At 42.7% G+C, this 24,725-nt stretch carries 19 protein-coding genes; 14 read left to right on the top strand and 5 right to left on the bottom strand.

What is annotated here, in order from left to right; translation table 11 throughout:
- The first annotated feature begins 2 nt into the window (after positions 1 to 2).
- The 4 genes from K7A41_RS18275 to K7A41_RS18260 all read left to right on the top strand — a co-directional run bounded on the left by K7A41_RS18275 (position 3) and on the right by K7A41_RS18260 (position 7,710).
- Complete coding sequence (locus K7A41_RS18275) at positions 3 to 3,464, top strand: SusC/RagA family TonB-linked outer membrane protein (protein ID WP_265714827.1); 3,462 nt, start codon at positions 3 to 5, stop codon at positions 3,462 to 3,464.
- A gap of 21 nt (positions 3,465 to 3,485) precedes the next feature.
- Positions 3,486 to 5,267 carry a RagB/SusD family nutrient uptake outer membrane protein gene (locus K7A41_RS18270; RefSeq protein ID WP_265714826.1) on the top strand — a complete coding sequence of 594 codons (1,782 nt, stop codon included), beginning with the start codon at positions 3,486 to 3,488 and terminating at the stop codon, positions 5,265 to 5,267.
- A gap of 31 nt (positions 5,268 to 5,298) precedes the next feature.
- A complete protein-coding gene (locus K7A41_RS18265; RefSeq protein ID WP_265714825.1) occupies positions 5,299 to 6,744 on the top strand; it encodes an arylsulfatase in 1,446 nt (481 codons plus the stop codon).
- Between the two features lie 216 nt (positions 6,745 to 6,960).
- Positions 6,961 to 7,710, top strand: coding sequence for a YggS family pyridoxal phosphate-dependent enzyme (locus K7A41_RS18260; protein WP_265714824.1), 750 nt, complete (start codon positions 6,961 to 6,963; stop codon positions 7,708 to 7,710).
- Between the two features lie 160 nt (positions 7,711 to 7,870).
- Here K7A41_RS18260 and K7A41_RS18255 read toward each other — a convergent pair whose 3' ends face one another.
- Positions 7,871 to 9,604, bottom strand: a complete 1,734-nt coding sequence (locus K7A41_RS18255; RefSeq protein WP_265714823.1) for an NPCBM/NEW2 domain-containing protein — start codon at positions 9,602 to 9,604, stop codon at positions 7,871 to 7,873.
- A 504-nt stretch (positions 9,605 to 10,108) separates the two neighbouring features.
- Between K7A41_RS18255 and K7A41_RS18250 the strand changes: the two genes are divergently transcribed.
- Together K7A41_RS18250 and K7A41_RS18245 are read left to right on the top strand one after the other, a co-directional pair.
- Positions 10,109 to 11,473 (top strand): Gfo/Idh/MocA family protein, encoded by a 1,365-nt coding sequence (locus tag K7A41_RS18250; RefSeq protein WP_265714822.1) that lies wholly within the window; start codon positions 10,109 to 10,111, stop codon positions 11,471 to 11,473.
- 20 nt (positions 11,474 to 11,493) lie between these two features.
- Positions 11,494 to 12,531, top strand: coding sequence for a PmoA family protein (locus K7A41_RS18245; RefSeq protein WP_265714821.1), 1,038 nt, complete (start codon positions 11,494 to 11,496; stop codon positions 12,529 to 12,531).
- 59 nt (positions 12,532 to 12,590) lie between these two features.
- Here the strand turns inward: K7A41_RS18245 and K7A41_RS18240 are convergent, their stop codons facing one another.
- Entirely contained in the window at positions 12,591 to 13,463 is an 873-nt protein-coding gene (locus tag K7A41_RS18240) for a DJ-1/PfpI family protein (RefSeq protein WP_265714820.1), read from the bottom strand.
- 316 nt (positions 13,464 to 13,779) lie between these two features.
- Between K7A41_RS18240 and K7A41_RS18235 the strand changes: the two genes are divergently transcribed.
- From K7A41_RS18235 to K7A41_RS18220, 4 genes are all read left to right on the top strand, one after another.
- The gene (locus tag K7A41_RS18235; RefSeq protein ID WP_051606763.1) at positions 13,780 to 14,778 is read left to right on the top strand and encodes a hypothetical protein; all 999 of its coding nucleotides are present in this window, start codon (positions 13,780 to 13,782) and stop codon (positions 14,776 to 14,778) included.
- Positions 14,775 to 15,440 (top strand): TetR/AcrR family transcriptional regulator, encoded by a 666-nt coding sequence (locus K7A41_RS18230; protein WP_265714819.1) that lies wholly within the window; start codon positions 14,775 to 14,777, stop codon positions 15,438 to 15,440. The genes K7A41_RS18235 and K7A41_RS18230 overlap by 4 nt, the downstream gene beginning before the upstream one ends.
- A gap of 199 nt (positions 15,441 to 15,639) precedes the next feature.
- On the top strand, positions 15,640 to 16,098 hold the full coding sequence (locus tag K7A41_RS18225) for a hypothetical protein (RefSeq protein WP_028069634.1): 459 nt from the start codon (positions 15,640 to 15,642) through the stop codon (positions 16,096 to 16,098).
- 2 nt (positions 16,099 to 16,100) lie between these two features.
- Positions 16,101 to 16,415 (top strand): DUF3817 domain-containing protein, encoded by a 315-nt coding sequence (locus K7A41_RS18220; protein ID WP_028069635.1) that lies wholly within the window; start codon positions 16,101 to 16,103, stop codon positions 16,413 to 16,415.
- Between the two features lie 85 nt (positions 16,416 to 16,500).
- Here K7A41_RS18220 and K7A41_RS18215 read toward each other — a convergent pair whose 3' ends face one another.
- A complete protein-coding gene (locus tag K7A41_RS18215; RefSeq protein ID WP_028069636.1) occupies positions 16,501 to 17,595 on the bottom strand; it encodes a hypothetical protein in 1,095 nt (364 codons plus the stop codon).
- Positions 17,596 to 17,706: 111 nt separating this feature from the next.
- On the opposite strand from K7A41_RS18215, the gene K7A41_RS18210 reads away from it, so the two are divergent.
- From K7A41_RS18210 to K7A41_RS18195, 4 genes are all read left to right on the top strand, one after another.
- Positions 17,707 to 20,094, top strand: coding sequence for a TonB-dependent receptor domain-containing protein (locus K7A41_RS18210; RefSeq protein WP_265714818.1), 2,388 nt, complete (start codon positions 17,707 to 17,709; stop codon positions 20,092 to 20,094).
- 157 nt (positions 20,095 to 20,251) lie between these two features.
- Positions 20,252 to 20,839, top strand: coding sequence for a Crp/Fnr family transcriptional regulator (locus K7A41_RS18205; protein ID WP_265714817.1), 588 nt, complete (start codon positions 20,252 to 20,254; stop codon positions 20,837 to 20,839).
- A gap of 55 nt (positions 20,840 to 20,894) precedes the next feature.
- Positions 20,895 to 21,620, top strand: coding sequence for an MBL fold metallo-hydrolase (locus K7A41_RS18200; protein WP_051606766.1), 726 nt, complete (start codon positions 20,895 to 20,897; stop codon positions 21,618 to 21,620).
- A 144-nt stretch (positions 21,621 to 21,764) separates the two neighbouring features.
- Positions 21,765 to 22,634, top strand: a complete 870-nt coding sequence (locus tag K7A41_RS18195; protein WP_265714816.1) for a pirin family protein — start codon at positions 21,765 to 21,767, stop codon at positions 22,632 to 22,634.
- A 240-nt stretch (positions 22,635 to 22,874) separates the two neighbouring features.
- Here the strand turns inward: K7A41_RS18195 and K7A41_RS18190 are convergent, their stop codons facing one another.
- Both K7A41_RS18190 and K7A41_RS18185 read right to left on the bottom strand, forming a co-directional pair.
- Positions 22,875 to 23,510, bottom strand: coding sequence for an isochorismatase family protein (locus K7A41_RS18190; protein WP_265714815.1), 636 nt, complete (start codon positions 23,508 to 23,510; stop codon positions 22,875 to 22,877).
- 269 nt (positions 23,511 to 23,779) lie between these two features.
- Positions 23,780 to 24,343 carry a Crp/Fnr family transcriptional regulator gene (locus K7A41_RS18185; RefSeq protein WP_265714814.1) on the bottom strand — a complete coding sequence of 188 codons (564 nt, stop codon included), beginning with the start codon at positions 24,341 to 24,343 and terminating at the stop codon, positions 23,780 to 23,782.
- Between the last annotated feature and the right edge of the window lie 382 nt (positions 24,344 to 24,725).

Raw genomic sequence — 24,725 nt, 5'->3', positions numbered from 1 at the left:
CTATGAAAAAAAATTTACATGGTCAGGTATTTTTTGCACAAAAGCCTGGTACCATTAAATATGCATTAATGACTAAATTAACATTAGCGCTAACCCTTGCATTCACGGTAAAAGCCTTCGGCATAAGCACCAGAGCACAAGAGAAAGTATCTATAAAAATCAAGGATACCGACCTTAAAACTGTTTTGAGAACAATTGAGAAGCAGACCAAGGTGAAGTTCATATATTTTGACAACGTGTTAGAAAACAAGCGTCTGCCATTTATTTCCGTTGAGAATCAGAATTGGAATAATGCATTGGCTCCGTGGCTGAACAAATTTCAGCTTAAGATGGAGAGCATGAGTGAGGACACCTACGTGATCACAGCCAGTCGCAGCACATTACAAGGACTAGATATCAGAGGAAAGGTGTTAGATCGACAGGGCCTCCCATTATCAGGGGTTACAATCGTTGAAAAAGGTGGTGATCGTGGTACCAGCACCAACGATAAAGGGGAGTTTTCTCTTAAAGTCAGCGGTCCTAACGCAATTTTACTGATCAGTAATGTCGGTTATACAAGTCAGGAAGTCAAAGTGAGTCAATCTTTTATGCATATCAGGTTGCTGGAGGATCTAACATCTCTCGAAGAGGTAGTTGTCGTGGGCTTCGGTACCCAGAAAAAGGCCAATCTTACCGGTTCTGTTGCCTCCGTTGACATGGAAAAGGTATTGGGGGACCGGCCAATTAGTAGCAGTTCACAGGCATTACAAGGCGCGCTGCCAGGCTTACAGATTACCTTTGGAGGAGGCAGACCGGGTACGCAAACAGATCTGAATATCCGGGGCGAAACGTCCATTAACGGTGGGGCGCCTTTAGTGCTGGTTGATAATGTCCCAATGAATATGGATGATGTTAATCCGAAAGATATTCTCAATGTCACTGTCTTAAAAGATGCGGCGGCATCTTCGATATATGGGGCTAGGGCCGCTTTTGGCGTGATCTTGATCACAACAAAAAAAGGTTCCCGAAATCAACCTACCAGTGTCAATTACTCCAGCAACCTAACTTGGAGCCGTCCATCCACCTTGCCTGAAAAAGCAAGCCCCATAGAATTCGTACAAGCTTTAAAAGACTTTGGCAATACATCAAACTGGGCGGGACAAAATGTAGACACATGGCTGGAATTACTCAAAGATTACCAGGTCAATCCAGGTAAATATATCGATGGAGTAGCTGAGGTGAACAATACCAAATATCCCTTGAAAGAGTACGATCTGTACAGTGAGGTATTCCAGACAGGATTCGAACATTTGCACAATCTTTCGGTTAGAGGTGGTTCTGAGAAAATCGCTTATCGACTGTCGGGAATGTATAGCAATGAAGATGGGATTATGATGACCAAAAAAGACAGTTATAGCCGTTACAATTTCAACGCGTTTGTCAATGCTGAACTCTTCAAAAACGTTAATGCGAGCGTCAATGTATTCTATAAAAAAGATAATCGGCTGACACCAGCAAATATGGGAGAGATGTTTTATAGGGCACTCACGTTTGGTTCTTATCTTAATCCGGGCGAAACTGTTGATAATGATGGCAGATCCATACCGTATGGTACACCGAACAATTACCTGAAATACGAAGACGCGGCGCGGCGATATGAAGAAAATCTCCGGCTCTTTGGCAAGTTAGAATATAATCCCTTACCGGGCTGGAATATCACGGCGGAATATACCTATAGTAAAACTAACCAGAATACTAAAAATGCCCAAAATAGAAATCGATATATGAATCCCAACAACTTCAATACCGAGTATCTATTCAATCAAGATTTTTATACCCGTTCCAATGCATTGACAGATTATAACGCCTTAAATCTATACACAAGCTACAATCACACGGTCGAAAACCACAACATCAAAGTGCTGGTGGGTACAAATTATGAGAAAAGTTATTCCGAATACTTCTCCGCAACCAGATATGGCCTCTTAAGTCCTGATTCTCCATCATTGGGTACGAGCACCGGAACACAGAATACAGCCGACAGCTTTGGGCAGTATGCTGTGCTGGGCTATTTTGGAAGATTGAACTACGATTATAAAAACCGATATCTTTTGGAACTTAACGGCCGCATAGATGGGTCTTCACGGTTTCTTAAAGATAATAGGTTTGGTTTTTTTCCGTCGGTCTCTGCCGGCTGGAACCTGACAGAAGAAGGGTTTATGTCCAATTTAAAAAATCATCTTTCGTTGTTGAAGTTTAGGGCTTCTTATGGCGAGATAGGTAATCAGGTCGTATTGGATACAGATAGAAACCAAGTTTATTTTCCTACAGTTCCGCAGATGAATGCAAGCAATGCAAACTGGATAGATCCTAATACAGGAATTCGTTATCTGACAATTAACCCACCTAATTTAATCAGTTCGAATTTTTCATGGGAAAAAGTCCGCACGCTTAATCTAGGGCTTGATTTTGCATTGTTCAGTAGCAAGTTGAACGGAAGTTTTGATTGGTTCCGCCGTCAGACGATTGGTATGCTCTTTCGAGGGGCCGACCTACCCGCGGTACTGGGAGCGGAGCCACCCTATCAGAACATCACCGATCTGGAATCCAAAGGATGGGAACTGGAGCTCTCTTGGCGAGATAAAATCAAGGATTTCAAATATTCGTTTACCTTTAATCTGTCCGACAACAGGGCATTTATTACCAAAATTGATAATAGCGCAGGCCTGGTCAATAGTTATTACAAAGGGAAAGAGCTACATGAAATATGGGGGTATGTCACCGAGGGTTACTACACAGTCGATGATTTCAAACCAAATAGCCTCGACGCCAGTCTGATGAATGGTCAGCTCAAAGACGGCATTCCATACTTCAAAGGTGTAGCTCAAAATCCAGGCGACATCAAATACGCAGATCTGAATCATGACGGCATCATTTTTAATGGGACCAACTCCGTGTCTGACCCAGGAGACATGAAAGTGATTGGCAACAGCAATCGTCGTTACCAGTTTGGATTAAACAGCAATTTCTCCTATAAAAATTTCGACCTGAGTGTGTTTATACAAGGCGTGGGTAAGAGGGATCTCTGGTTAAGCAATTTCTTGATGTGGCCATATAACAATCAGTTTGGCACCCTTTATAAGAACAATCTGGATTACTGGACACCAGACAATATCGATGCAACCTATGCACGGATATATGCCAACGCCGGTTTAAATACAGGAGCAAATAGGCGGGTGCAGACAAAATATCTTTCCGACGGATCCTACCTTCGTGTACGGAATATTACGCTGGGATATACCGTTGACAATAAAATGTTGCGCAGTAAAGTAATTAATAATATCAAGTTCTTTTTGTCAGGCGAGAATTTGTTCAAAGCAGATCACTTGCCTAAGGGAATGGAAGCCGATGGTGAAGATATCGGATCGGGTGGAATATACCCCTTCCTAAAAAAGTACAGTTTTGGTATTAATGTCACTTTTTAACCATTCAAATCGCAGACTAACATGAAAAAAAAATTTATACACTATATTATTTGTCTTGGGTTGCTAACCTCTTCGTCCAGTTGTAGCAATTTGCTGGACTTAACTCCCGAAGGCAGCTTAACAGAACAGAGTACGTTCACCAACTATAATAACTTTATTTCATATGCTTGGCAATTTTACAATACCTTTACAGGGTACACCAATGTTGCACTAGATTCGGAAGTTGATGGTGATCTATTTGCAAAAGCTCAAGCCAACAGTACATCAGACTGGATCTGGCAACGTAAGGTGGTGCCTTCCACTAGTGACGATTATAACAGGCCGTTTGTGCATATACGTGCAATTAATGTCCTTCTGGACGCGATTGATCAGGCCAGTCAATTGTCCGATTCCGAAAAGAAACATATCCGCAGCATAGGGTATTTTTTTAAAGCTTATCAATACATGGATCTGCTCAATAAGTTTGGTCAGGCCATTTGGGTGGAACGTACCATTGATGACGGAGATAAGGATATTCTTTATGGGAAACCGAGCAGTCGTGATCAAATTGCAGCACATATAGCCGACATGCTCAGTTATGCCATCGAAAATATCAAAGAAAATGGTGATGGTCCCAATACCATTAACCGTAAGGTGGTATTAGCTTTGACGGCCCGATTCGGATTACGGGAGGGGACCTGGCGAAAATATCATAAGCTTGGAGATGCCGAAAAATACTTAAGTTTATCGGCTGTAGCGGCAGAAAAGGTGCTCGCCAACAACATTCCATTAATCAGTAATTATGATTTGCTTTTTAATAGTGAATCATTGGCCAACGTACCGGAGGTTTTTCTATATAAGCAGTATGAGATGAACCAGATTACCCATAGTCTAGCGTCCCTCGCTCGCAACTCGGCTGGCCGATGGGATTTAACCAAAAAGGCAGTGGATATGTATTTGATGAAAGACGGGCAGACACGTTGGACAAGTCCGGTATTTGCCGGGGATCAAAATGCGTATGATGAGTTTCGCAATAGGGATACCCGTTTATATTATACGATTCCACCACCCTATAAGGTTAAACTCGGAAAAACGAATATGTTATGGGAGTATACGGATGATCCCAGGGACCGGCAATACATCGACTTAATGGCAACCTTATCCGACGATAAACATAAGACATTACCTTGGATGAACTGGGAAGGTTTGATATTGAGGGAAGAGCCCCATTACGTGGATTTTAATAATGGCCAGCCATTCAGCGTAAGTTACACGGGATATCGATTGTATAAATTCAGCAACAAGATCAACCGCATTCAAAATGTTGATATCAATGATGCTCCTATCTTCAGGCTGGGCGAACTGTTAGTCGGTTATGCCGAAGCCAAATATGAATTGGGTGAAATCACTCAGTCAATTATTGATCAAACCATCAATAAATTGAGGGCACGCGGAGGCATCGCCCCGTTGCAGCTTGCGTCTATTCCCAACGATCCGAAACGCGATCAAGAAGTCGATCCCGTACTGTGGGAAATTCGAAGAGAACGTGCCGTGGAATTGATGGGAGAGGGCTTTCGCTTTGATGATCTCCGGAGATGGAAAAAAATGCAATATGCTGTTGCGACAAAATTGGGCCGATATATCACAAAAGGTGTAGACGTACCAGCCAATACACCAATACCACTTGAAAATGGGCAGACAAAGGGTTATATTTCTTATGAAGGGAAAGCGCCATCGCCTTTTCCCGACTACTACTATCTGTACCCTATACCGTCGGCAGAACTGGTCCAAAATGAACATTTAAGACAAAACGAAGGATGGTAAAATACAGAGTAATTTTAATTTAATTTTATATATGCAAGCACTCAAAACATTGAATATCAGAAGAACAGTGACGGCTATTTTTCTAATGCTCTTGTCTGGAGCAACAATTGCACAGAATTTGGATAGAAGGCCCAATATCGTATTTATTATGGCAGACGATCTTGGATATGGAGATCTGGGCGTCTACGGGCAGAAAAAAATAGAAACCAAGCGTATAGATTCTCTGGCCAGACAGGGTATGAAGTTTACCAACTTTTATGCGGGTACTTCAGTCTGCGCGCCATCACGTTCATCGCTTATGACTGGGCAGCATACGGGGCATACCTATATTAGGGGCAATAAGGAAATTGAACCAGAAGGCCAGCAACCATTGGCAGATTCGGTGCAGACTATCGCAATGCTGCTGCAGAAGGCGGGATACGTTACAGGTGCCTTTGGTAAATGGGGCTTGGGCATGGTCAACACCAGCGGTGCACCAGATCAGAAAGGATTCGACGAATTCTATGGTTACAATTGTCAACGACAATCGCACCGTTACTATCCGACCCATCTTTGGCATAATAATCAGCGTATAGAACTTGAAGGTAACGGACTGATGGCAAAGGGCCAGTATGCGCCGGCGTTGATACAAGAACGGACACTTGCATTTATCGATGCAAACAAAGACAAACACTTTTTCCTCTTTGTACCCACCGTACTGCCTCATGCCGAACTTTCAGGACCGGAAGATGCGTTTTACCAGCAATACGCAACTAAGTTCGAAGAAAAAGTCCACAGAGGAAATGATTACGGTCTCAAGGCAACTGTGGCTGGCTATGCCAGTGTAGATAAACCACGAGCCATGTACGCCAGTATGGTCAGCCGCATGGATGCATATGTTGGTCAGATAATCGATAAGCTTAAGCAGCACCAATTGCTTGACAATACCATCATCATTTTTACTAGCGATAATGGTTCACATAAAGAAGGGGGGGCAGATCCAAACTTTTTTAACAGTTCCGGAGGTCTACGTGGCAATAAACGCGATCTATATGAGGGCGGTATCAAAACACCATTCATAGCCTATTGGCCGGGTAAAATTGCCGAGGGAAAAACGTCCACCTATCTCGGGGCGTTTTGGGATATCATGCCGACGCTTGTAGAACTCGCCCAGGCAGAACAACCACATTATACCGATGGTATTTCCTTTGCGCCGACGCTATTGGGTAATAACAAGCAACAGAAGCACCACGACTACCTTTATTGGGAATTTCATGAAGACGGCGGGCGTCAGGCCGTACGAAAAGGAGACTGGAAACTCATTCTACAAAAGGTCATCAGTGGTAGTCCAGTTGAGGAGTTGTATAATCTCAGACGCGATCCGAAAGAACAAACGAACGTAGCGCAAGATAATCCGAAGAAAGTGAGAGAATTACGTATTCTGATTGAACAAGCACATGTGGAAACGCCTATCTTCCCATTGACGAGTAAAAAATAACAAAAGAGGTTAGTAAAAGCTCTTAAAGCATAAAGTGAGACCGCCTAGAAACAACTTCAGGCGGTCCTTTTTGTTACGTCAAAAATAAACACTGGACCATGTGAAATTTTCAAAGCTGCACCAATCGGGTAGCCCAATATTCATTTACCTTTACGCTATCTTAAAGACAACACAGATACATTTATCTGCTGATATTCCAAATAGATAATATAGTAAATGACTTGGTATAACGACAAAGATATGAATCAGGACATCGTTAAAAATATAGATTCTGTACAAAGAAGAATAGTAAAGGCATGCGCTGCCAGCGGCCGTAATCCAGACGAAGTGAAGCTATTGCTGGCGACCAAAACAGTGCCTGTCGCTCGTATAAAGGTTGCCTTGGAAGCTGGATATACTTTAATTGCCGAAAATAAGATTCAGGAATTGAAAGAGAAATTTGAGGGCCTAAAGGAACTTCCACACGTCAATCATTTTATCGGGCACTTACAGAGCAATAAGATTAAAGAAGTTCTAAAATATGATGTGACGTGCATTCAATCTCTGGATCGATATGATCTTGCGGAAAAGCTACATCATAGATTGCTACTCGAAGGAAGGCAAATGGAGGTTCTCATACAGGTCAACACCTCCTACGAGGAGAGTAAATATGGGGTAAGTCCGAATGACGTTTTAGCACTCGTCGAGAAAGTTTCCAAATTGAATACGATAAGGATTAAGGGGCTGATGACAATAGGCATGCTGAGTAATAAGGCAGAAAAAGTCCGGAAGTGCTTCCGTCTGTTAAAGGAGATACAACAAAAGATCATTTCTAATAACTTTGATCATGTTAATATGCATGAACTGTCAATGGGTATGAGTGATGATATGGAAATAGCGATTGAAGAGGGGGCGACAATGATTCGCATAGGAACAGCTATTTTCGGGCACAGGCCGACACCAGATAGCTTTTATTGGGACGAATAATAGAGTTTGAAAGATAGACAGTTTAAATGCGTTGTGTTCTTGATATCGCCCTCAAGATTAAATCAATTAAAAATGAACGTACATTTTATACGATTAAAACTCTGGTGACATTTTTAGACCGTGCGAAGAATAAAAAGACCTAAGGCAGCTTTTTCACATACTATCTAGTCAGCTGTGGTTCACACCAGATCGACCAAGCATTAAAGTTGTTTCCTGTCCTATCTTGTGTGCAAAGCTCGAGATCATCGATTTCTGTTACATCTAGATCAAAAAAATGCTGTTCGCCTGGTTTGACATCGTGCGAAGACAGTATTTTTCCATTACCTCGAATAAAAAATTGAATACCTTCGGGTTTGTCTGCTCCGTCCCGTAAAGCAGCCATGATATGCAGTTTTTTCCACTTTCTTGCTAGACTGTACTTATAAACAGAAGGGGAATGTGCATATAACCCTTTATTAAATATCTTACCATTGCTTTCCAGGAAAAATAGTTTGTTCGATTCAGTAGTGTAAAAATTTCGTGCGGGGTTTTCCCAGCCTACAGATGCGTCATCCCATTTTGCATCCGAAAGAAAAATGCTGTCAAGATTTGTGTTGTCAAGGCTTACTGGTGTTTGGTCTTGCAACAATTGGTGTAATAGTTTTAGTTTTGTCTGTCTTTGACTATGTTGGTCATCGCGTTCTATTAATCTGATAAGGTCATTTACAGTTGCTTGACCATAATTATCCAAAGTCAAAAAATGACCACCATCGTTATGCAGTATCATTTTTCGGTATTCTTTAATAGATCCATTGTTAAACAAAAATAATATCCTGATTTCATGAGGTGTATTAAGCTCAAAACCAGAAATGTCAATCTCTGCTGAGTTTCTTTGATCGATGACCGTGATATAGCTGCTGCTCAGATATTCTGAGATATGGTAAGGACGAACTAACGTGACAGCGCCGTATGGTATTGTGTCTGCATGGTAATACAGTTTTAGCTTCGTATTACTTTCGGAAAGAGATAAGTTGTAGGATTGCAGTAGAAATTCATTCTTATTGTAAATAGATTTTGGCCTTTGAGTAAAAATCGGATGACTACTCAACTGAAACACCGAGGCCCGGGATAACTTAGAGGAGACTATACCACCCCATTTTTCTTCTTTGTAATGTCGGCTACCATATTCTCCCATTAAGGAGATTTTATTTTTATTGAATTCGCCAGGAAAGCCGTTGTCATGTGGTAATCCGAACAAATGGCCCATTTCATGAGCTATTCCCCCTAAATACCAACTGTTGAACTCTCCGACAGAACATTCTTTATCCGTGGCAAACATTTCTGTAAAAACCATTTTTGTTGTTGAGTCGCTTAGGAATTCCGGGTCCAAAAGTTCGCAGTCTGCAACCATGCACAACCCAGAGGAAGCAGATCCCCTTCCGTAGTATGGCGAATGAAATACATAGGTACCTTTCTCATTTTTATAGTTTAATGAAGTAATTACAAGGATATGCTCTATACTTGGATTCATAACAGGGGCTAACTTTTCGAAAATTTCCTTTTCTATTTCTGTCCCAGAATTTATGTTATAATCAGCTGACGGCTTACAGCCTTGAACGAGGTGGTATCGATAGCCCGAATTTTCCGTTTCAAATGGAATTCCGCTACTTTTAACGCCTGAATTTTCAAGTTCCTCTTTGTAATAGGACGAGATATCTCTAAGAATTCGATCTAGGCGGTTACTCCAACCTTGAGGCGCCTCTACGTCAGCAGCGTAAAAATAAACAACCCGAACTGTGTTAACATGTTTATTGTTGCTGGTTTGTATAGACGCGTGCACGAAATGGCTAAACGTTAATAACAAAATGGACAGCCATATTTTTCGGAAAATTTTCTTAGCTACTTGTACGTTCAATTTACACTATTTTGGGTTGCCTAAAAAACATATTTGTCTAAGGAAAACTGCAAGATTGCCTTACGAATGTTTGTCTCACATAACATCTTCAATTTTCTACAATTCTCGTGTACTTCAAAATGAGGATTATTTTCGAGATTCAAGGACAAAGCCTGCTTGAAATCTTCACAGACATTTTACTCATTACCAAGGTGCAAAAAATTGCGGTCCGATTAAAATATGCATATCATAATTTTGATTAACTTTCAAAGCATTATCTATTTCGACCAATGCTTCTGTCGGTTTATTAAATTTTCTGCAACATGTGGTAATACTACGGTTGCACGTAGCTAATGTAAGAAAAATTTAATTAATCACCTATTTTAATATATCAAGCACATCGCCGATATCCTAGCGAATGTTATCTTCCGATGTATGATAAATACCGTTTTTATTACCAAATCGTTTTATCGGGCAAAACAAAAACATGTCATATTATATTACTAGGTATATAAACTTAATTCAATGAATGGTTCAAGACGAGATTTTATCAAAAAAGCAAGCTTGCTTGGAGCAAGTCTGTATACTGGGGCTAATGCTTTCAGTGCCTCCAGTTATCGCAGAATCCTTGGTGCAAATGAACGCATAAATATCGGTGTAATTGGATTTTCTGACCGCCACAAGGGAGCTCACGCGCCCTCGTTTCTGGCCGCTTACAAAGATTTAAATTTTGACATCATTGCTGTGAGCGATATCTGGAGACTACGTCGGGAGGAAGGAACTGACTTTTGGAAACAAAAGCTGGGACACGATATCACCTCTTGTCGGAACAATGAAGAGCTTTATGGACTGAAAGACATTGACGCTGTAATGATTTCAACGGCGGACTTCCAGCATGCGCTGCATGCAATTGAAGCCGTTAAGGCCGGTAAAGATGCGTTTGTCGAAAAACCGCTGGCAGAAACCATGGATGACGCACGAGCCGTATTAAAAGCGGTAAGAGATAGTGGCAAGATTGTACAGATTGGATCGCAGCGGAGGAGCGGAGCGAATTATTTTGCCGCGGATGATTTTATAAAAAGCGGAAAATTCGGCGATATTGTGATGGTAGAGCTTACGTGGAATGTCAATCAGCCTGGCCGTTGGCGCAGACCATCCTTAGTCGCCAAGCTTCGGGAAGAAGATGTGGATTGGCGGCGCTTTTTGCTCAACAGGCCGTATGAAGCATTCGATGCGAGACATTATCTCGAATACAGGTTATTTTGGCCATACTCATCTGGTATTCCCGGACAATGGTTATGTCATCAGATCGACACGGTACACTGGTTTAGCGGCCTTCCCCATCCACGCAGCGTAGCAGTCAACGGCGGAAATTATGTATGGAAAGATGGACGCGAGAATGCCGATACATTTACTGCAGTATTTGATTACGGCCCATTTGATGATAAGACCAAAGGGTTTCAGGTGTTGTTCAAGTCGAGACAGACTAATTCCGGTGTTGCAGATGGGGAAGAGGTAAAAGAAATATACTACAGTAATGGCGGGACACTTAACCTCGATACGAATAAAATCACGCCTTTAGGAGGCCTTACCGAAAAATATGCCAGCATGATGGGCCTCAAGCCCAATCTATTACCCGAAACAAGCTTAAATGATATTCGTGTAGCGACATCGGCTGATACCGGAGGTGATCCCGTAACCATGGCCCATATACGCAATTGGATGGAATGTGTACGCAGCCGTAGGGAACCCAATGCGCCCGTCGAGGCGGGCTATAATCATTCGATCGCCGTCATTATGGCCAACGCTGCCTACCGTACGGGCCAAAAAGTAATCTTCGACCGTGAACGACAGGAAGTTATCGCCGGTGATAAGGTATTCAAATATTAAGTTTAAAATAGCTAACCAACATGAAACATTTTATCCTATCTCTTTTACATTTAGCAACCATGGTCGGGCCCATATATGCACAACATAAACAAAAGATCACCGTCCGACACGATAAATTGCACAAAAGCGTTACTGTCGAAGCAGATGGCCAACCTTTTACTGCTCTTATTTATCCTGATGATCTGGAAAAACCGACGCTATTCCCCATCCATGCCGCCAATGGAGAAGTTATTACACGTGGCTATCCACTTATGTCACGAGCGAATGAACCCACCGACCATCCGCATCACGTTGGTCTATGGATGAACTATGAAAGTGTGAACGGACTCGATTTTTGGAACAATTCCTCTGCCATACCACCGGATAAAAACAACAAATACGGCTGGATTAAGACGACTGCCATCAACGAAGCTAAAGGTGGCGATACGGGACTCATAAATTATACCGCGAACTGGTGCGATATAAAACAACAGGTTTTGTTGAAAGAAAGTACCACGCTAGTCTTTCAGTCAACAGGAAGGGTCCGAACGATTGACCGTACTACCATCCTCACTGCTCAGCAACCAGTATCTTTTACCGATGTTAAAGATGGTCTACTCGGCCTGCGTGTTGCTCATGAACTGGAATTACCGTCCGATGAAGAACGTCAGTTTACCGATACGCATGGTGTAGTGACGAGAGTAAAGAGCAATCCTAACACGGTTACCGGCAACTATTTGACCAGCGAGGACAAGACCGGAGATGCAGCATGGGGCTCAAGGGCCAGATGGTGTATGCTCTATGGGAAGAAAGGGGGGGATACGATCAGTATTGTTATCATGGACCACCCCGACAATATAGGATATCCAACCTACTGGCATGCGAGAGGCTATGGGCTTTTTGCCGCCAATCCATTAGGACAGAAAGTGTTCAGCAAAGGTGCTGAAGCCCTAAATTTGACATTGAAACCGGGAAAGTCTGTCACATTTCGATATCGCATCGTGATCGCGTCGGATAATAAAAGACTGTCTACAAAAGAAATCGGCCGGTTGTCCGACAATTTTGCTAAGTCCCGATGATTTCATTTACAAGTGGTTGCCGGACCGGAGGGGTCGGCAACCTAAAAGCGATCCTTTTTTTATCTTTGATTTTCGTAAGCAAGAAGTTCTTCCACGCAAATTTTACCAAATTTATCCGCGGCAAGTGGGCTGTCTGCTGTAATTAGTTTTCTGTCCACATGACAATCGCCGCTGATCTTCTTGTTTAGAATTTCCACACCAAGCTTTTTTAATTTTTCTCCATAAAACCAAGGCATCTCTCCGGGTTGGTATCCACTTTCTGGCAATGTAAGGTCCATTTCATCAGGAAAAGAATTGATCTTATATCCTTTATACGGAAAGTTGCCCTCGCTGCTAGCATCCGCTGCACTTAAGAGCACCGCAGGGCCATGGCAGATCGCCAGCAAGTATTTGTCTTCAGCAACCACCCAATTGATCAGCTCCTTTACATCTTTGCTTTCTGGCAGCCCCAACATTGCTCCGTGCCCTCCCGGAATAAACACAGCCACATAGTCCACATAAGATTTCCGGCTGTCAGCGATAAAGTCTTTGAGGCTATGAGGATTTGAAAATTGCGTATTGTACTTTTCGAGGATCTTACCGATGTGTTCATCTTCATAGGGCATCGCCCACATTTCAAACTTAACTGAATCGCCATTTGGCGTGTAAAAGTCAACTTCAAATCCCGCCTGCTCAAAATGAAGAATAGGTACCAGCGTCTCTACAGGGTGATTACCTGTAGAGAATTTTTTTCCGTTTTTCATTGTCATATAGCGTTGTTCTGTACAGAGAACGAGGATCTTTTTTCTGGTATCCTTGTTGGTGTCGTTGTACTTTTTTTTGCTGTAATCTGTTTTGGTCGAGACCATTGCCTTTCTCGAAAAGAACGACGGTTCATAACCAATGCCGTCAAATACCGGCTCTTTGCTTAAATCGTTTGAAAATAATGCCATAATATATTTTTTATGATTAGCGATTCTTTTAATTGTGCAAACTGCGTGATACTTAAGTCGAAAGCTGAGAAGATTTCGCTTGTAGACCGTCTTCAACTATAAAACATAACAATTTCGAGAACTATGCCGTTCACGAAAAAAGATATTTATATGAAAAGGTGAATAAATAGCTATCGCGTTTCGCGTGGTTTAAGCTCGGTGGAAGATCTTCGCAAGGATTTTATCCAGTTTTCAGCGAAAATTGACATTAAAAACATACTATATAGTATGTTATTGTTTTACATTTGTGCCATTGGTCCAAAACGAGTCAACATTCATGAATAAGGCTTATATCGTATTATTGGGTATTATCTTTATACCGGCACTTTTGATCGTACTAAACGACAATGGCATAAATTCAAATATTGAAGATAATATTGAGTTCAAGAAGAAGCTTTCCCAATACGGATTATTTCAGGGTAAGTTGTCAGACCTTACGCCAATAGCAGAGGCTGAGCAGCTAGAAGTTTCGTCAGCGCTCTTTACCGATTATGCTGAAAAGCAACGTATTCTTCTGCTTCCCCAAGGTGGAAAGATGGTTGCCCTAGGGAGCGGGCTTCCCGACTTTCCGGACGGTACGATACTGGCCAAGACCTTTTTTTATGTCGACACCGTTAGAAAACCTGGAGCCGGAAAACGTATTATAGAAACGCGACTGCTGATTAAGCATAAATCGCAGTGGAATGCAGCTACCTATAGATGGAACGAGAGGCAAGATGACGCCTTCTTACTGACCAGGGGCGATACCGTTGCAGTTACGTTCTGGGATGAAAAGCGAAGGAATAGGAAAACTGCCTACAAAATTCCATCCAGGGCGGACTGTATCGCATGCCACCGGCAGGGTAGTGGTCTCTTTCCGATCGGCCCCAAACTCAGAAATCTCAATGTCCAAATCGACCGAGGGGATAAGCGAGTGAATCAGCTGGATTACCTCAGACAAAGGGGGAAGCTGGAACTCAAATCGTTAGCGGCAATAGACAAGATGACCGACTATAAGGCTCTTTCCACACCGCTGGACCAGCGGGCACGGGCTTACTTGGACATCAACTGTGCACATTGCCACAGTCCCGGGGGTATTGGCGGCATTACCCAACTTGACCTGAGGTATGAGACTCCAGTGAATGAGACAGGTATCTTGTTCAAGCAAGCGAAAATTGCCGGCAGAATCACCATTTCCGGTGAGCTTCATATGCCCAAGATCGGCACGACCGTTCCTCACGATGAGGGCATCAGGCTAATCTTAGATTATATTGAGCAGCTTGACAAGAAGAAATGAAAATTAAAACGCAGAGAACACCCAATTATGGGTATCTTTCAAAGGACAATAACGAACACAGCGTATTTACCATGAAAAAGGCAGAAACAACCCGGTTAATGATCCTTCGTAAAGCTTTTGAGCTTATCTATGCAAAAGGATACCGAAACACCAGCATCGACGAAATAATTGCCACCACAGCGGTGACCAAGGGAGCATTCTATTATCACTTCAAATCGAAAGATGCAATGGGCCTAGCCATCATAAACGAAATACTAAAACCGACTTTAAACGGAAGTTTTATCGAGCCTTTACGGTCTGGGGCAGATCCTGTCCATAGCATCTACGGGCTGATCCGTTATCTATTGTTGGAAGATGAATTCTTACAGGTCGAATATGGCTGTCCCGCAGCCAATTTCACCCAGGAAATGACGCCCTGGGATTCCAAGTTCACTAAAGTACTGGAAGAGCTTGCGGATGAATGGGCAAAGGTCATGGTGGCGGCACTTGAAAGAGGGCAGCAGGATGGGCTGATTCGCGCCGATGTGGTGCCTGGGCAAGTTACGCTTTTTGTCATATCTGGCTATTGGGGCATCCGGAATTTCGGAAAACTGGCAAACAGCAAAACCGTTTATTTGCCCTACCTGAAAGAATTAAAGAATTACTTGGCGAGCCTCAGATAACTGCATTGGGCTATATTGCAGGCAATGCTGAACGTAATGCTCAATTTGCCGCTACAGCTAACCGGAGTAATTTTTTTACATTAAAAACATACCATATAGTATGTTTTTAATGTATCTTTGAAATCGGGAGCCGCGTTCACAAATTCGGCGCGTATCCATTCCGCAAATAATGTATTACAAAGACAAATATCAACATACAATGCACTCCACATTATTACTTTTACATTCATGGACACGATGGCTTGTACTGGGCTTTTTGCTTTATGCGATCTACAAGGCATCCATAGGGTATTTCAAAGACACCCCGTTCACCAAGGCCGATGACAGCGTCAGGCACTGGACGGCAACTATTGCGCATGTCCAACTGATGCTGGGAATCATGCTGTTTACGAATAGTCAGATCGCCAAGGGCTACTGGTCATCGGAATCATTTCAGGATTTCGACATGACCTTTTTTGGGCTGATCCATGTGATCCTGATGCTGGCCTCTATCGTGATACTTACCATCGGGTCGGCCCTCGCCAAGCGCAGGACTGCTGATCGGGAAAAGTTTAGGACCATGCTCCTCTGGTATTCAATCGCTCTGTTAATCATTTTTATCGCTATACCTTGGCCATTTTCACCACTGGCGAATAGACCCTATTTAAGAATACACTAAAGATGAAACACTATTTTATTACATCTGTCGGCCGGCTAAGGCTGCTCGCTTTTTTGGAAGGCGTTTCTTTGCTCGTACTTGTTTTTGTAGCAGTACCGATGAAACATTTTTTTGACAACCCTGCAGCTGTAAAGGCTATAGGTCCTGTGCACGGCGCATTGTTTCTTCTTTTCATTTTCAATGCACTTCGGGTTGGCGTCGAAGAGCGGTGGAAATTTCGGGAAACGACTTGGAAGGTCCTTTTGGCCTGTTTTGTGCCCTTTGGCACATTTTATATCGATTACAGCATTCTTCGCAACCTCGATTCGCGGGACTAAGCCATTGAATAAGCCATTGAATATTTCATGGATGTTTACCGCCTGCCTTTTTTGGGGCACGGCGGTAAATGTATAGTTAGTTTGACTATCCTGCTGACATCACTAGCGTAAGGGACGTAACAAACTCAAGACCTGTAGTTGTCAGTGCCTTAATCGTTATCTTGTAACTACCAGCCATTAAGCTTTCACTTTTCTTCACGGTAATCTCCCCTGTTTGGGTATTTACGCTAAACAGCTTTTCCGTATCAGCAAACGCGAGCCCATCCTTTTGTATCGAAACAAGCTCAAAAGTAGATTTATATTTCTCGGGATAAAGAGTAGGTGCTGCAGACACATAACCGTTTGAAAGACCAATATGGAGGAGACTGAAATCGATGGTCAGATTTAGGTCGGGGTAATATTGCCCAAACAAAAATTTAATTTGTGGAATGAGGATGACCCTTAAGGTTGTCGAAGCCACAGGAAAACCATCTTTCCTAAGTTCTGGAGTTAGTTCGAAGGATTGTTCAGCTTTCTTTTCCGGATCGCCGGCATCTTTGGAAAGTTTGATATTCGCGCCCACGATGGAAGCTATATGTTCCTGCCCATCTTTCATTTTTAAATGAAAGCTAGCGCCAGCAGTAGGAAGCCCAAGAGGATCGATTTCAAAAACAGTCGCTTGGTCACTATACAGCACGTAGGAATAAGGTAACCCGCTGTCGCTTTTTAGCCCCTTGATACCAATCATTCCACTACTTATTTTTAATGAAAAACTTTCCTTGGCTACCACCGCACCATGCGATTCTTTAGCAACCAACGTGATCCTATATTCATCAGGAATACGCGCATCGATGGACTGAGCACCATTTGGATACAGCAGTGCACTGTTAATCTGTATACTTTGGCTTTCGCTATGATATTTAATAGCCTGGTTTAGTCTGTCGCTGAGTTTATATCCGTTACCGATATTGACATCCTGGGTCTGGGAAAAGTCAAAGCTGAACGTCAGTCCAGCAGCTGAGAATAGGTTATCCGACAATTTAATCTCCCGGGTCTCGCCGTAGCGAAGACTAACCTGCGAAGGCAACGACAGCAGGATTTCAGAAGGAGCGGGGGTTGTTTCCTTTTTACAAGATGATAGACCGCTGAACATAAGGATCAGGGCAGCTGTGATAGCAGATCGTGTGTTGATGTATTTCATATCGTTTGAAAAATTTTGACGAAGGTAATGATTGTAAATTATTAATGCAACATTATTGCATTTAATACTTTCTTTTCTATTTTTGCAGCACACACAGGAATAGATTACAATATGGTACCCCATCAGAAAAGAATATTTTTCGCATCCCTGGCTACGTTGGTGACTGCAGGATCTGTACAGGCACAAAACGAAGCATCAGTCGATACATTGCGAAACATCAAGCTGCCGACCGCGCGCGCGACCGGCCTTATCATGGATCAATGGCAGAAGACAAAGCTTGATCGAAATCAGCTGGACCGTGCCCAAGCACAGACGATTGGCGAGACTTTGAGCCATATTTCAGGCGTGCAGAACGCTTCTTTTGGGCCCAATGTGGGGATGCCCATGATACGCAGTCTTAGCGGAAGCAGAGTCAGTGTGTTGAACAATGGTCTTTCGATCAATGATTTATCGGGAATCAGTCCAAACCTAAACCCCAATATTGATATCCACAATCTACGTGAAGTAGACCTGTATAAAGGAGCTTCGACTGTATTATTTGGCGGAAAAGCGATCGGTGGGGCGGTAAATCTGCAAGATAATACGATTCCTATAGCTCGTTTAGAAAAGCGGATCAAAGGCCAGGCGGTATCAGAATTGGGTACGAATAGCGGAAATATCCAATCGCTCTCTCTGAACACCAATATTGGAAATTACTGGGCGGCACATATCGGCGCTATGCGACAAGCGCATGGTCATCTCAAAATACCCGGTAATACTAAAGCTCCGATTGCCTATGATCCAACAATTGATCCACTAACCGCCGCCATGGCACAGGTAAACGTCGAGCGCGAGACCGTTCAAAATCTGACCTTATATCCGTATTTGAGCCGGTTTGTACTCGATAACATGGGCGATCCAACCTGGGGCTTGTCCGAAGCTGATCTATATACCTTCGAAAGTTATTCGTTTATCAATGGCGAAAGGGTACCGAACCCTAAAAATGACAAATATATCGCGGGACAAGATCCAAATACGCCACTTTATTCCGAAGTTGTCCATGGGATTACAGATTACGCTCCTGTGAAAAAGGGCATAATGCCCAACAGTCATGCCGACAGACGTTCGGTTAATGCAGGAGCTAGTTACCTCAGGGAAAACTTTCGGATAGGTCTGGGGTTATATGCCCTTGAAGGTTATTATGGTGTCCCCGGATTTGCTCAGCTGAATAGGCCTGTCCACAGCCATACAGCGGCCTGGATTCCGGTCTATGAAGCAATCAATACACGTACTTATTCCTATGCCTGGCAATTGGAATCTGCCTTAAAAACAAAAACAAAACTGATGTCAGAGATCAAACTGAAGTATAGAGGTGAACTATCCGATGATCGCGAACTTCTGGGCAAATATCGTGTCAATAAGTTTGATAGCCAGCGCCATACGCTTCGTACAGAGCTAACACAGCAATTCAGTTTTTTTTGGCATAGTGTCAGCGGATTTGACTTTTCCTATCTGGAATTAAAGGGACAAGGTGAGCGGCGCTATATTCCCAATAGTTCGAGTTGTGAAGGTGGGATGTTTACGTTGCAGTCGCTTGATTTTTACCCGATTGCTTTTAAGCTGGGCTATCGTCATGATTGGGCTAGCCGCCGTGCGCTGAGCGATCCCACTTACCAGCGGAGCCGGGGGCTTTCCGGAGGAAGTCTCTCTGACCGGCATTTTCAGTTAAACCAGCTTTCTGGAGATATGCGATATACCTTATTTGATATTGCTTATGTACAAGCTACATTCTCCCATGCGGAGCGCGCTCCAGGGGTTAATGAGCTTTACGCTGGTAATGATCATTTTGCAATGTTGGTAGAGGAGAATGGGGACGACCGGTTAGTGAAGGAGCTTTCAAACTCCTATGAGTTTTCTGGGGGAATAAAACATGGTGGGTTTAAATTATCGGCCGCCCGTTATCGAAGCTTTTTTAAGAATTATTTATATCTTGCCCATACCGGCATTTCTCGCTCCGGTGGATTCTTGGTAAAAGAATGGCGGGCATCGGACACGGAAATTCACGGCTGGGAACTGGAAGGCGGCTATATGCATACATGGTCTGCAAATCGCCAGGTAGAAATGAATGCTTATGCTGATCTTGTCAAAAATATGAATACCTCCGATGACAGCATGCGTAAATGGGCAGAAGGCGACTACATGCCAAATCTACCAACAAGCCGATATGGAATTTCATTGTCAGTACAATTCAAAAACTTCTTCGGAAGTGGCAATTTCGAACGGTACTTGAAACAACGATATTTAGGTAAAAATATCAATATGGAACCGGCAATGCCTGCTTACTCGCTGGTAGCAGGACAATTGGGTTATAAAATGAGAATTAAAAGCTATGAAATTATGTATTTCATTAGTGGAACAAACCTACTGAATACCGAAGCACGTCCGCAAAACTCAACCCTTAAATACTTGGCGCCACTTCCCGGCCGTAATATTTCGTTCGGTTTAAAATTAATCATATAATAAATGCCGCATGCGTCAGCTACTGGCGGGCGTCATGCCGAAGAATTCGTTCGCTACGTTTTTTTGCCTGTACGATAATTGCTAGATTTGGAGACAGGATCTACCATATAATCCGTAGACAGCAAATGAACGAAATAAAAGATCGAAATAACACATAATGGCTGATGTATTAACAAGTTATCTATTTTCAACGGGACAGCTATCAGCTGAGGAAGTCGAGTGTTCTATACCGTTCTTCCGGCGGATCATCTTAAAAAAGGGCGACTTTTTTATGCGTGAAGATGAGTTCTGTCGCCACATAGGCTTTATTGCCTGCGGAGCTGTAAAAGCCTATGCTACCGACGACGAAGGGAAGGTAAATATCACCTGCTTTAAGTTTGAAAACGAATTTGTCACCTCGTTTGCTGAGTTTGTGGCGCAGGAAAAATCCTGCAGGAGTATCCAGGCGATAGAAGATAGTATAATCTATGAAATAAACTATCCCGGCTATCAGCATTTGCTACTTAATGTCAATGCTTGGAACAGCATTATAAAGTCGATATTGGAGCAGGAGTATAAACAGAAAGAACGTTATCTACTGAACTACAACAATCGGTCTGCAGTGGATAAATATCGCCATGTCCTGTGCAGTGAACCGATGCTCGTCCAGCGCGTAACTAATCAAGATCTCGCATCCTACCTCGGCATCACCCAGCGGTCGCTTACACGTGCCAAAGGACAAATACATAAACTCAATGTATTATAGGACAAATGTCCTTATCAATGAGAAATCAGTGCTGTACATTTGCGTAAAAAGAACTATGTTACGTCAAATTGCTCCTGAAGTGTACCAGCTTTCACTGCTGCCCCGCGATAGCATTAATTGCTATATTATAGAAGGTGTATTGGTAGACTCCGGTATACGAAGTTCCTATACGGCCATAAAGCAAGCTCTCCAGAGCATTCACGTTTACCAACATATCCTGACGCATGCACACGCAGATCACCAAGGCTGTAGCGATCGGGTATGTGCGGATTTTGACATTCCCTTATTCTGTCATCCTGCTGAAGTATTCAGAACCGAATCAGGCTTGGTAACCAGCGACTACCCAGCTCCGCATCATTGCGTCGCCAGACTTCAACAAAAATATTGGGCAGGGCAGGGGCATTCCGTCGCAGGGACGGTCGTAGAAAACGATAGGATTGGAAACTTTCGGGTCATAGAGACACCCGGACATTCGGCCGGGCACATTTCTTTGTTCCGTGAACGAGACGGTGTTCTCATACTCGGTGACGTAGCGACGAATATGAATCTGCTTACCACAGCCACAGGCCTGCGGCTGCCACCAAAGCTATTTACTTCAGATCAGCAACTCAATATCAAATCATTGCAGAAATTAGCAAAACTGAGTCCTGCTATCATATGTTTTGGACACGGACCCGTCATGCGAAATACCGATCATCAGTTTGAGCGATTTGTGGCTACGCAGCTGCTAAAATCGGATCGTTGGTACAAAGGTCACTCGAGTATTAAGTTTAATGAGTGATACACATGGATGTTATTTCTTAATGTACATTAATCTTTAGAGCAGTTATATAAGGTAAATTTGTATACACCGTTGATGTAACGATGAAATATATTCTCAGCCTGATCAACGATGCGATAAAGGTGTAAAATAGGAGTTCATAAAATGAAAAAATCAATTGAAAAAATCTTTCCTCGTCCAGCCCGCCCAAGTATGGTGGGTGACGGTTTCCGCGTGTTTAATATGGTGCCGGGTAGGGGTATTACAAAGGAAAGAATGAGTCCATTCTTGTTATTAGATTTTAACGCTGAGTATGATTTTGGCCCTTCTGACCATCTTCGCGGTGTTGATGTCCATCCCCATAAAGGATTTGAAACAGTGACAATTGCTTATAAAGGAAGCGTTGCTCACCATGATAGTTCCGGCAATAGTGGAGTTATCCATCCGGGCGATGTACAATGGATGACTGCTGGCGCGGGAATATTGCATAAAGAATATCATGAGGAAAACTTTTCGAAGACAGGTGGTCCTTTTGAAATGGTACAATTATGGGTGAATCTGCCTGCGAAAGATAAAGTCACATCGCCACATTATCAGGCGATCGCGGCTGACCAAATGGGTAAAGTGAAGCTGCCTCAGGGAGCAGGGCTCGTCAATGTAATCGCAGGAAATTTTGAAGATACAAAAGGCCCCGCGAGTACGTATACGCCGGTGAACGTGTTCGACATCAAACTGGAAAAAGGCGGTCGCACTGATTTTTCGCTTCCCCGAACGCATAATTCGGCTATACTGGTCGTTAATGGTGAGATCGAGGTGAATGAAGAATTAGTCAAAGAGCATAGCTTTATCCTGTTTAGAAATGACGGAGAAGAGATTTTTATTCGGGCGACGGAAAAAGCCGTATTGCTCGTTTTGAGTGGTGAACCTATCAATGAGCCCATTGCAAGTTACGGTCCTTTCGTGATGAATACTCAGGAAGAGATCTATCAGACCTTTGAAGATTATCAGGCTGGGAAATTCGGGACACTCGATTAAGCTATCATCATAGCAATCGATAATACGGTTGTTCAAAAAGAGAATTGCCCCTCAAAAGTTGGACTAAAACTTTTGAGGGGCAATATTTTTGCAATAACACCCATTTGAGCATCAAATACCCATCCCGCGAACTTAGTATCCATGAAGGCATGATATCCGAATGGGTGAAGAGGACAAGATTACCACGGGACGAACGATTCAATATCATCCCGCGGTAGAACATGCGACTAGAACGCCAATTTATTTTTCAAGAGCGACTTCCTGTGCTTTATAATAACTTTCAATCAAGGCCTGATAATTAGGCATCACCAAAGAAAGTGCGTTGGCATATCTTTGAGCTTTCGTATGTTTCCAGCTCTTCAGTATCTCACTGATTACAGCTGTGGTAGTAATTGGGATGACGCCAGCCATTTGTAATCTTGCTACTGTAACCTGGGTAGACAACGAGCTCATATCGCCGGAAGCATCTATGACAGCGAAAACATCATAACCCTCGGCAACTGCGGAAATTGCAGGGAAAGCCACACAAACACTTGTTAATACACCGGCAATAACCAATTTTTTCTTACCAGTAGCTTTTACAGCTTCAACAAAGCTAGGAGTATCCCAAGCATTTACCTCGCCTGTGCGACCCACATATTGCGCATGAGGCGCAATCTCGTGGATTTCAGGCATCAAAGGGCCGTTAGGCCCTTTTGGTTCAGAGGCCGTCGTGATCACAGGGATGTTTTCGACTGCCGCGATCTGAGCGAGTGCAACAACATTACTCCTTAACGTGGGTACTTCAATGTCCTTCACTGTCTGAAATAGACCACTCTGATGATCAATTAATAGAAATGCGACATCATTCGCATTTATCCGTGTTGTAAGTGCCATAACTTTTAAATTTGATACGAGTGTTTAATTATTTAACTAATTTGTTTAACATTTAAAAGGTCGCAAATAGTTCCTTTCACTTCAAACAGTACGGGTGTGTTATAAACTCCCAAAAGGATAGGTGCGCCGTTTGCTTTCGTTAGGTAAAGTTAAAGAGAGAAGTTATGGCGAAGAATAAGGTATATTAAGTATTAAACTTAATATACCTTAAGTATTCCACATTGTGATCAATGGGACTCTATATATCAAAAGAATAAAAACTATAGCTATTAGACTATAGTACTTAAAAATTCAGGGGTCACACCAATATAAGAAGCAATATGTTTTTTGGGAAGAGACCTGATCAAGTCAGGGTAATGCTTGCAAAATTGCTCATAACGTTCTTTTGCCTGCATATTCAACGTTTCGACCAAACGTTGTTGGCTTCGTATATAAGCTCGCTCGGTAATTAACCGAAAGTACCGTTCCATCTGAGGTATAGATTGATAAAGCATTTCTTGGTCCGAGTTTGCGAGCATGATTATTTCACTATCGAATATCGCATCTATATACAATATGCTGGGCTGTCTATATTTTAGGCTATTGAGGTCTCCGATCCACCAACCTGAAGGGGCAAACTGCAGATTACGTTCAATTCCGTTTTTGCAGGCCGAAAAGCTTCGTAGACAGCCGGAGTTAACAAAAATACCATGTCGTTGAATGTCTCCTGCTTCAAGTAAATATTGCCGACGTCTTACCTTTTTGACTTTCAGAAGTGAAATTACAAATTCCTGTTCTTGCAGGTTTAATGTAACATGCTCGGCGATACTTTTTAATATGAGGTCTAATTCCATTGATTTAGTAAATTTAATAGAAATTTACTAAATCAATGGTAGATCCACAGATTTTTCAGATGATTTATTCGCTCCGAAAGGATAAGTACTGACTGAAAATATGTGGGGTCGAGTGGCCTCATATATTGGAGATTCCGGAAGAACCTGAGAAAAAACTAAATCCCAGTAAGAGAAATTATCTGCAAGAAGTATAAACTATTTTAGTGACGGTAGCACAAGATGGAAAGCGACATTTCGGCTTAAACTTGGTAGACCAATGACTCGTATCTAAAAATTTTGGAAGAAATGCAAATAGAAGGATTACGGTTAGGCCCGCATCAGTACTTCGAAACTGAACGGGTAACTTGTACCGCATACCGCGCACATTTACATTCTTTTGACT

It is taken from the genome of Sphingobacterium sp. InxBP1 (assembly GCF_026191775.1).
Lineage (GTDB): Bacteria > Bacteroidota > Bacteroidia > Sphingobacteriales > Sphingobacteriaceae > Sphingobacterium > Sphingobacterium thalpophilum.
This window is presented reverse-complemented; position numbering and strand designations above follow the sequence as displayed.

Excerpts from the sequence above, each read along its gene's own strand:
- K7A41_RS18275 (WP_265714827.1), top strand. The coding sequence starts at position 3 with ATGAAAAAAAATTTACATGGTCAGGTATTTTTTGCACAAAAGCCTGGT.
- K7A41_RS18270 (WP_265714826.1), top strand. The coding sequence starts at position 3,486 with ATGAAAAAAAAATTTATACACTATATTATTTGTCTTGGGTTGCTAACC.
- K7A41_RS18265 (WP_265714825.1), top strand. The coding sequence starts at position 5,299 with ATGCAAGCACTCAAAACATTGAATATCAGAAGAACAGTGACGGCTATT.
- K7A41_RS18260 (WP_265714824.1), top strand. The coding sequence starts at position 6,961 with ATGACTTGGTATAACGACAAAGATATGAATCAGGACATCGTTAAAAAT.
- K7A41_RS18250 (WP_265714822.1), top strand. The coding sequence starts at position 10,109 with ATGAATGGTTCAAGACGAGATTTTATCAAAAAAGCAAGCTTGCTTGGA.
- K7A41_RS18245 (WP_265714821.1), top strand. The coding sequence starts at position 11,494 with ATGAAACATTTTATCCTATCTCTTTTACATTTAGCAACCATGGTCGGG.
- K7A41_RS18240 (WP_265714820.1), bottom strand. The coding sequence starts at position 13,463 with ATGGCATTATTTTCAAACGATTTAAGCAAAGAGCCGGTATTTGACGGC.
- K7A41_RS18235 (WP_051606763.1), top strand. The coding sequence starts at position 13,780 with ATGAATAAGGCTTATATCGTATTATTGGGTATTATCTTTATACCGGCA.
- K7A41_RS18230 (WP_265714819.1), top strand. The coding sequence starts at position 14,775 with ATGAAAATTAAAACGCAGAGAACACCCAATTATGGGTATCTTTCAAAG.
- K7A41_RS18225 (WP_028069634.1), top strand. The coding sequence starts at position 15,640 with ATGCACTCCACATTATTACTTTTACATTCATGGACACGATGGCTTGTA.
- K7A41_RS18220 (WP_028069635.1), top strand. The coding sequence starts at position 16,101 with ATGAAACACTATTTTATTACATCTGTCGGCCGGCTAAGGCTGCTCGCT.
- K7A41_RS18215 (WP_028069636.1), bottom strand. The coding sequence starts at position 17,595 with ATGAAATACATCAACACACGATCTGCTATCACAGCTGCCCTGATCCTT.
- K7A41_RS18210 (WP_265714818.1), top strand. The coding sequence starts at position 17,707 with ATGGTACCCCATCAGAAAAGAATATTTTTCGCATCCCTGGCTACGTTG.
- K7A41_RS18205 (WP_265714817.1), top strand. The coding sequence starts at position 20,252 with ATGGCTGATGTATTAACAAGTTATCTATTTTCAACGGGACAGCTATCA.
- K7A41_RS18200 (WP_051606766.1), top strand. The coding sequence starts at position 20,895 with ATGTTACGTCAAATTGCTCCTGAAGTGTACCAGCTTTCACTGCTGCCC.
- K7A41_RS18195 (WP_265714816.1), top strand. The coding sequence starts at position 21,765 with ATGAAAAAATCAATTGAAAAAATCTTTCCTCGTCCAGCCCGCCCAAGT.
- K7A41_RS18190 (WP_265714815.1), bottom strand. The coding sequence starts at position 23,510 with ATGGCACTTACAACACGGATAAATGCGAATGATGTCGCATTTCTATTA.
- K7A41_RS18185 (WP_265714814.1), bottom strand. The coding sequence starts at position 24,343 with ATGGAATTAGACCTCATATTAAAAAGTATCGCCGAGCATGTTACATTA.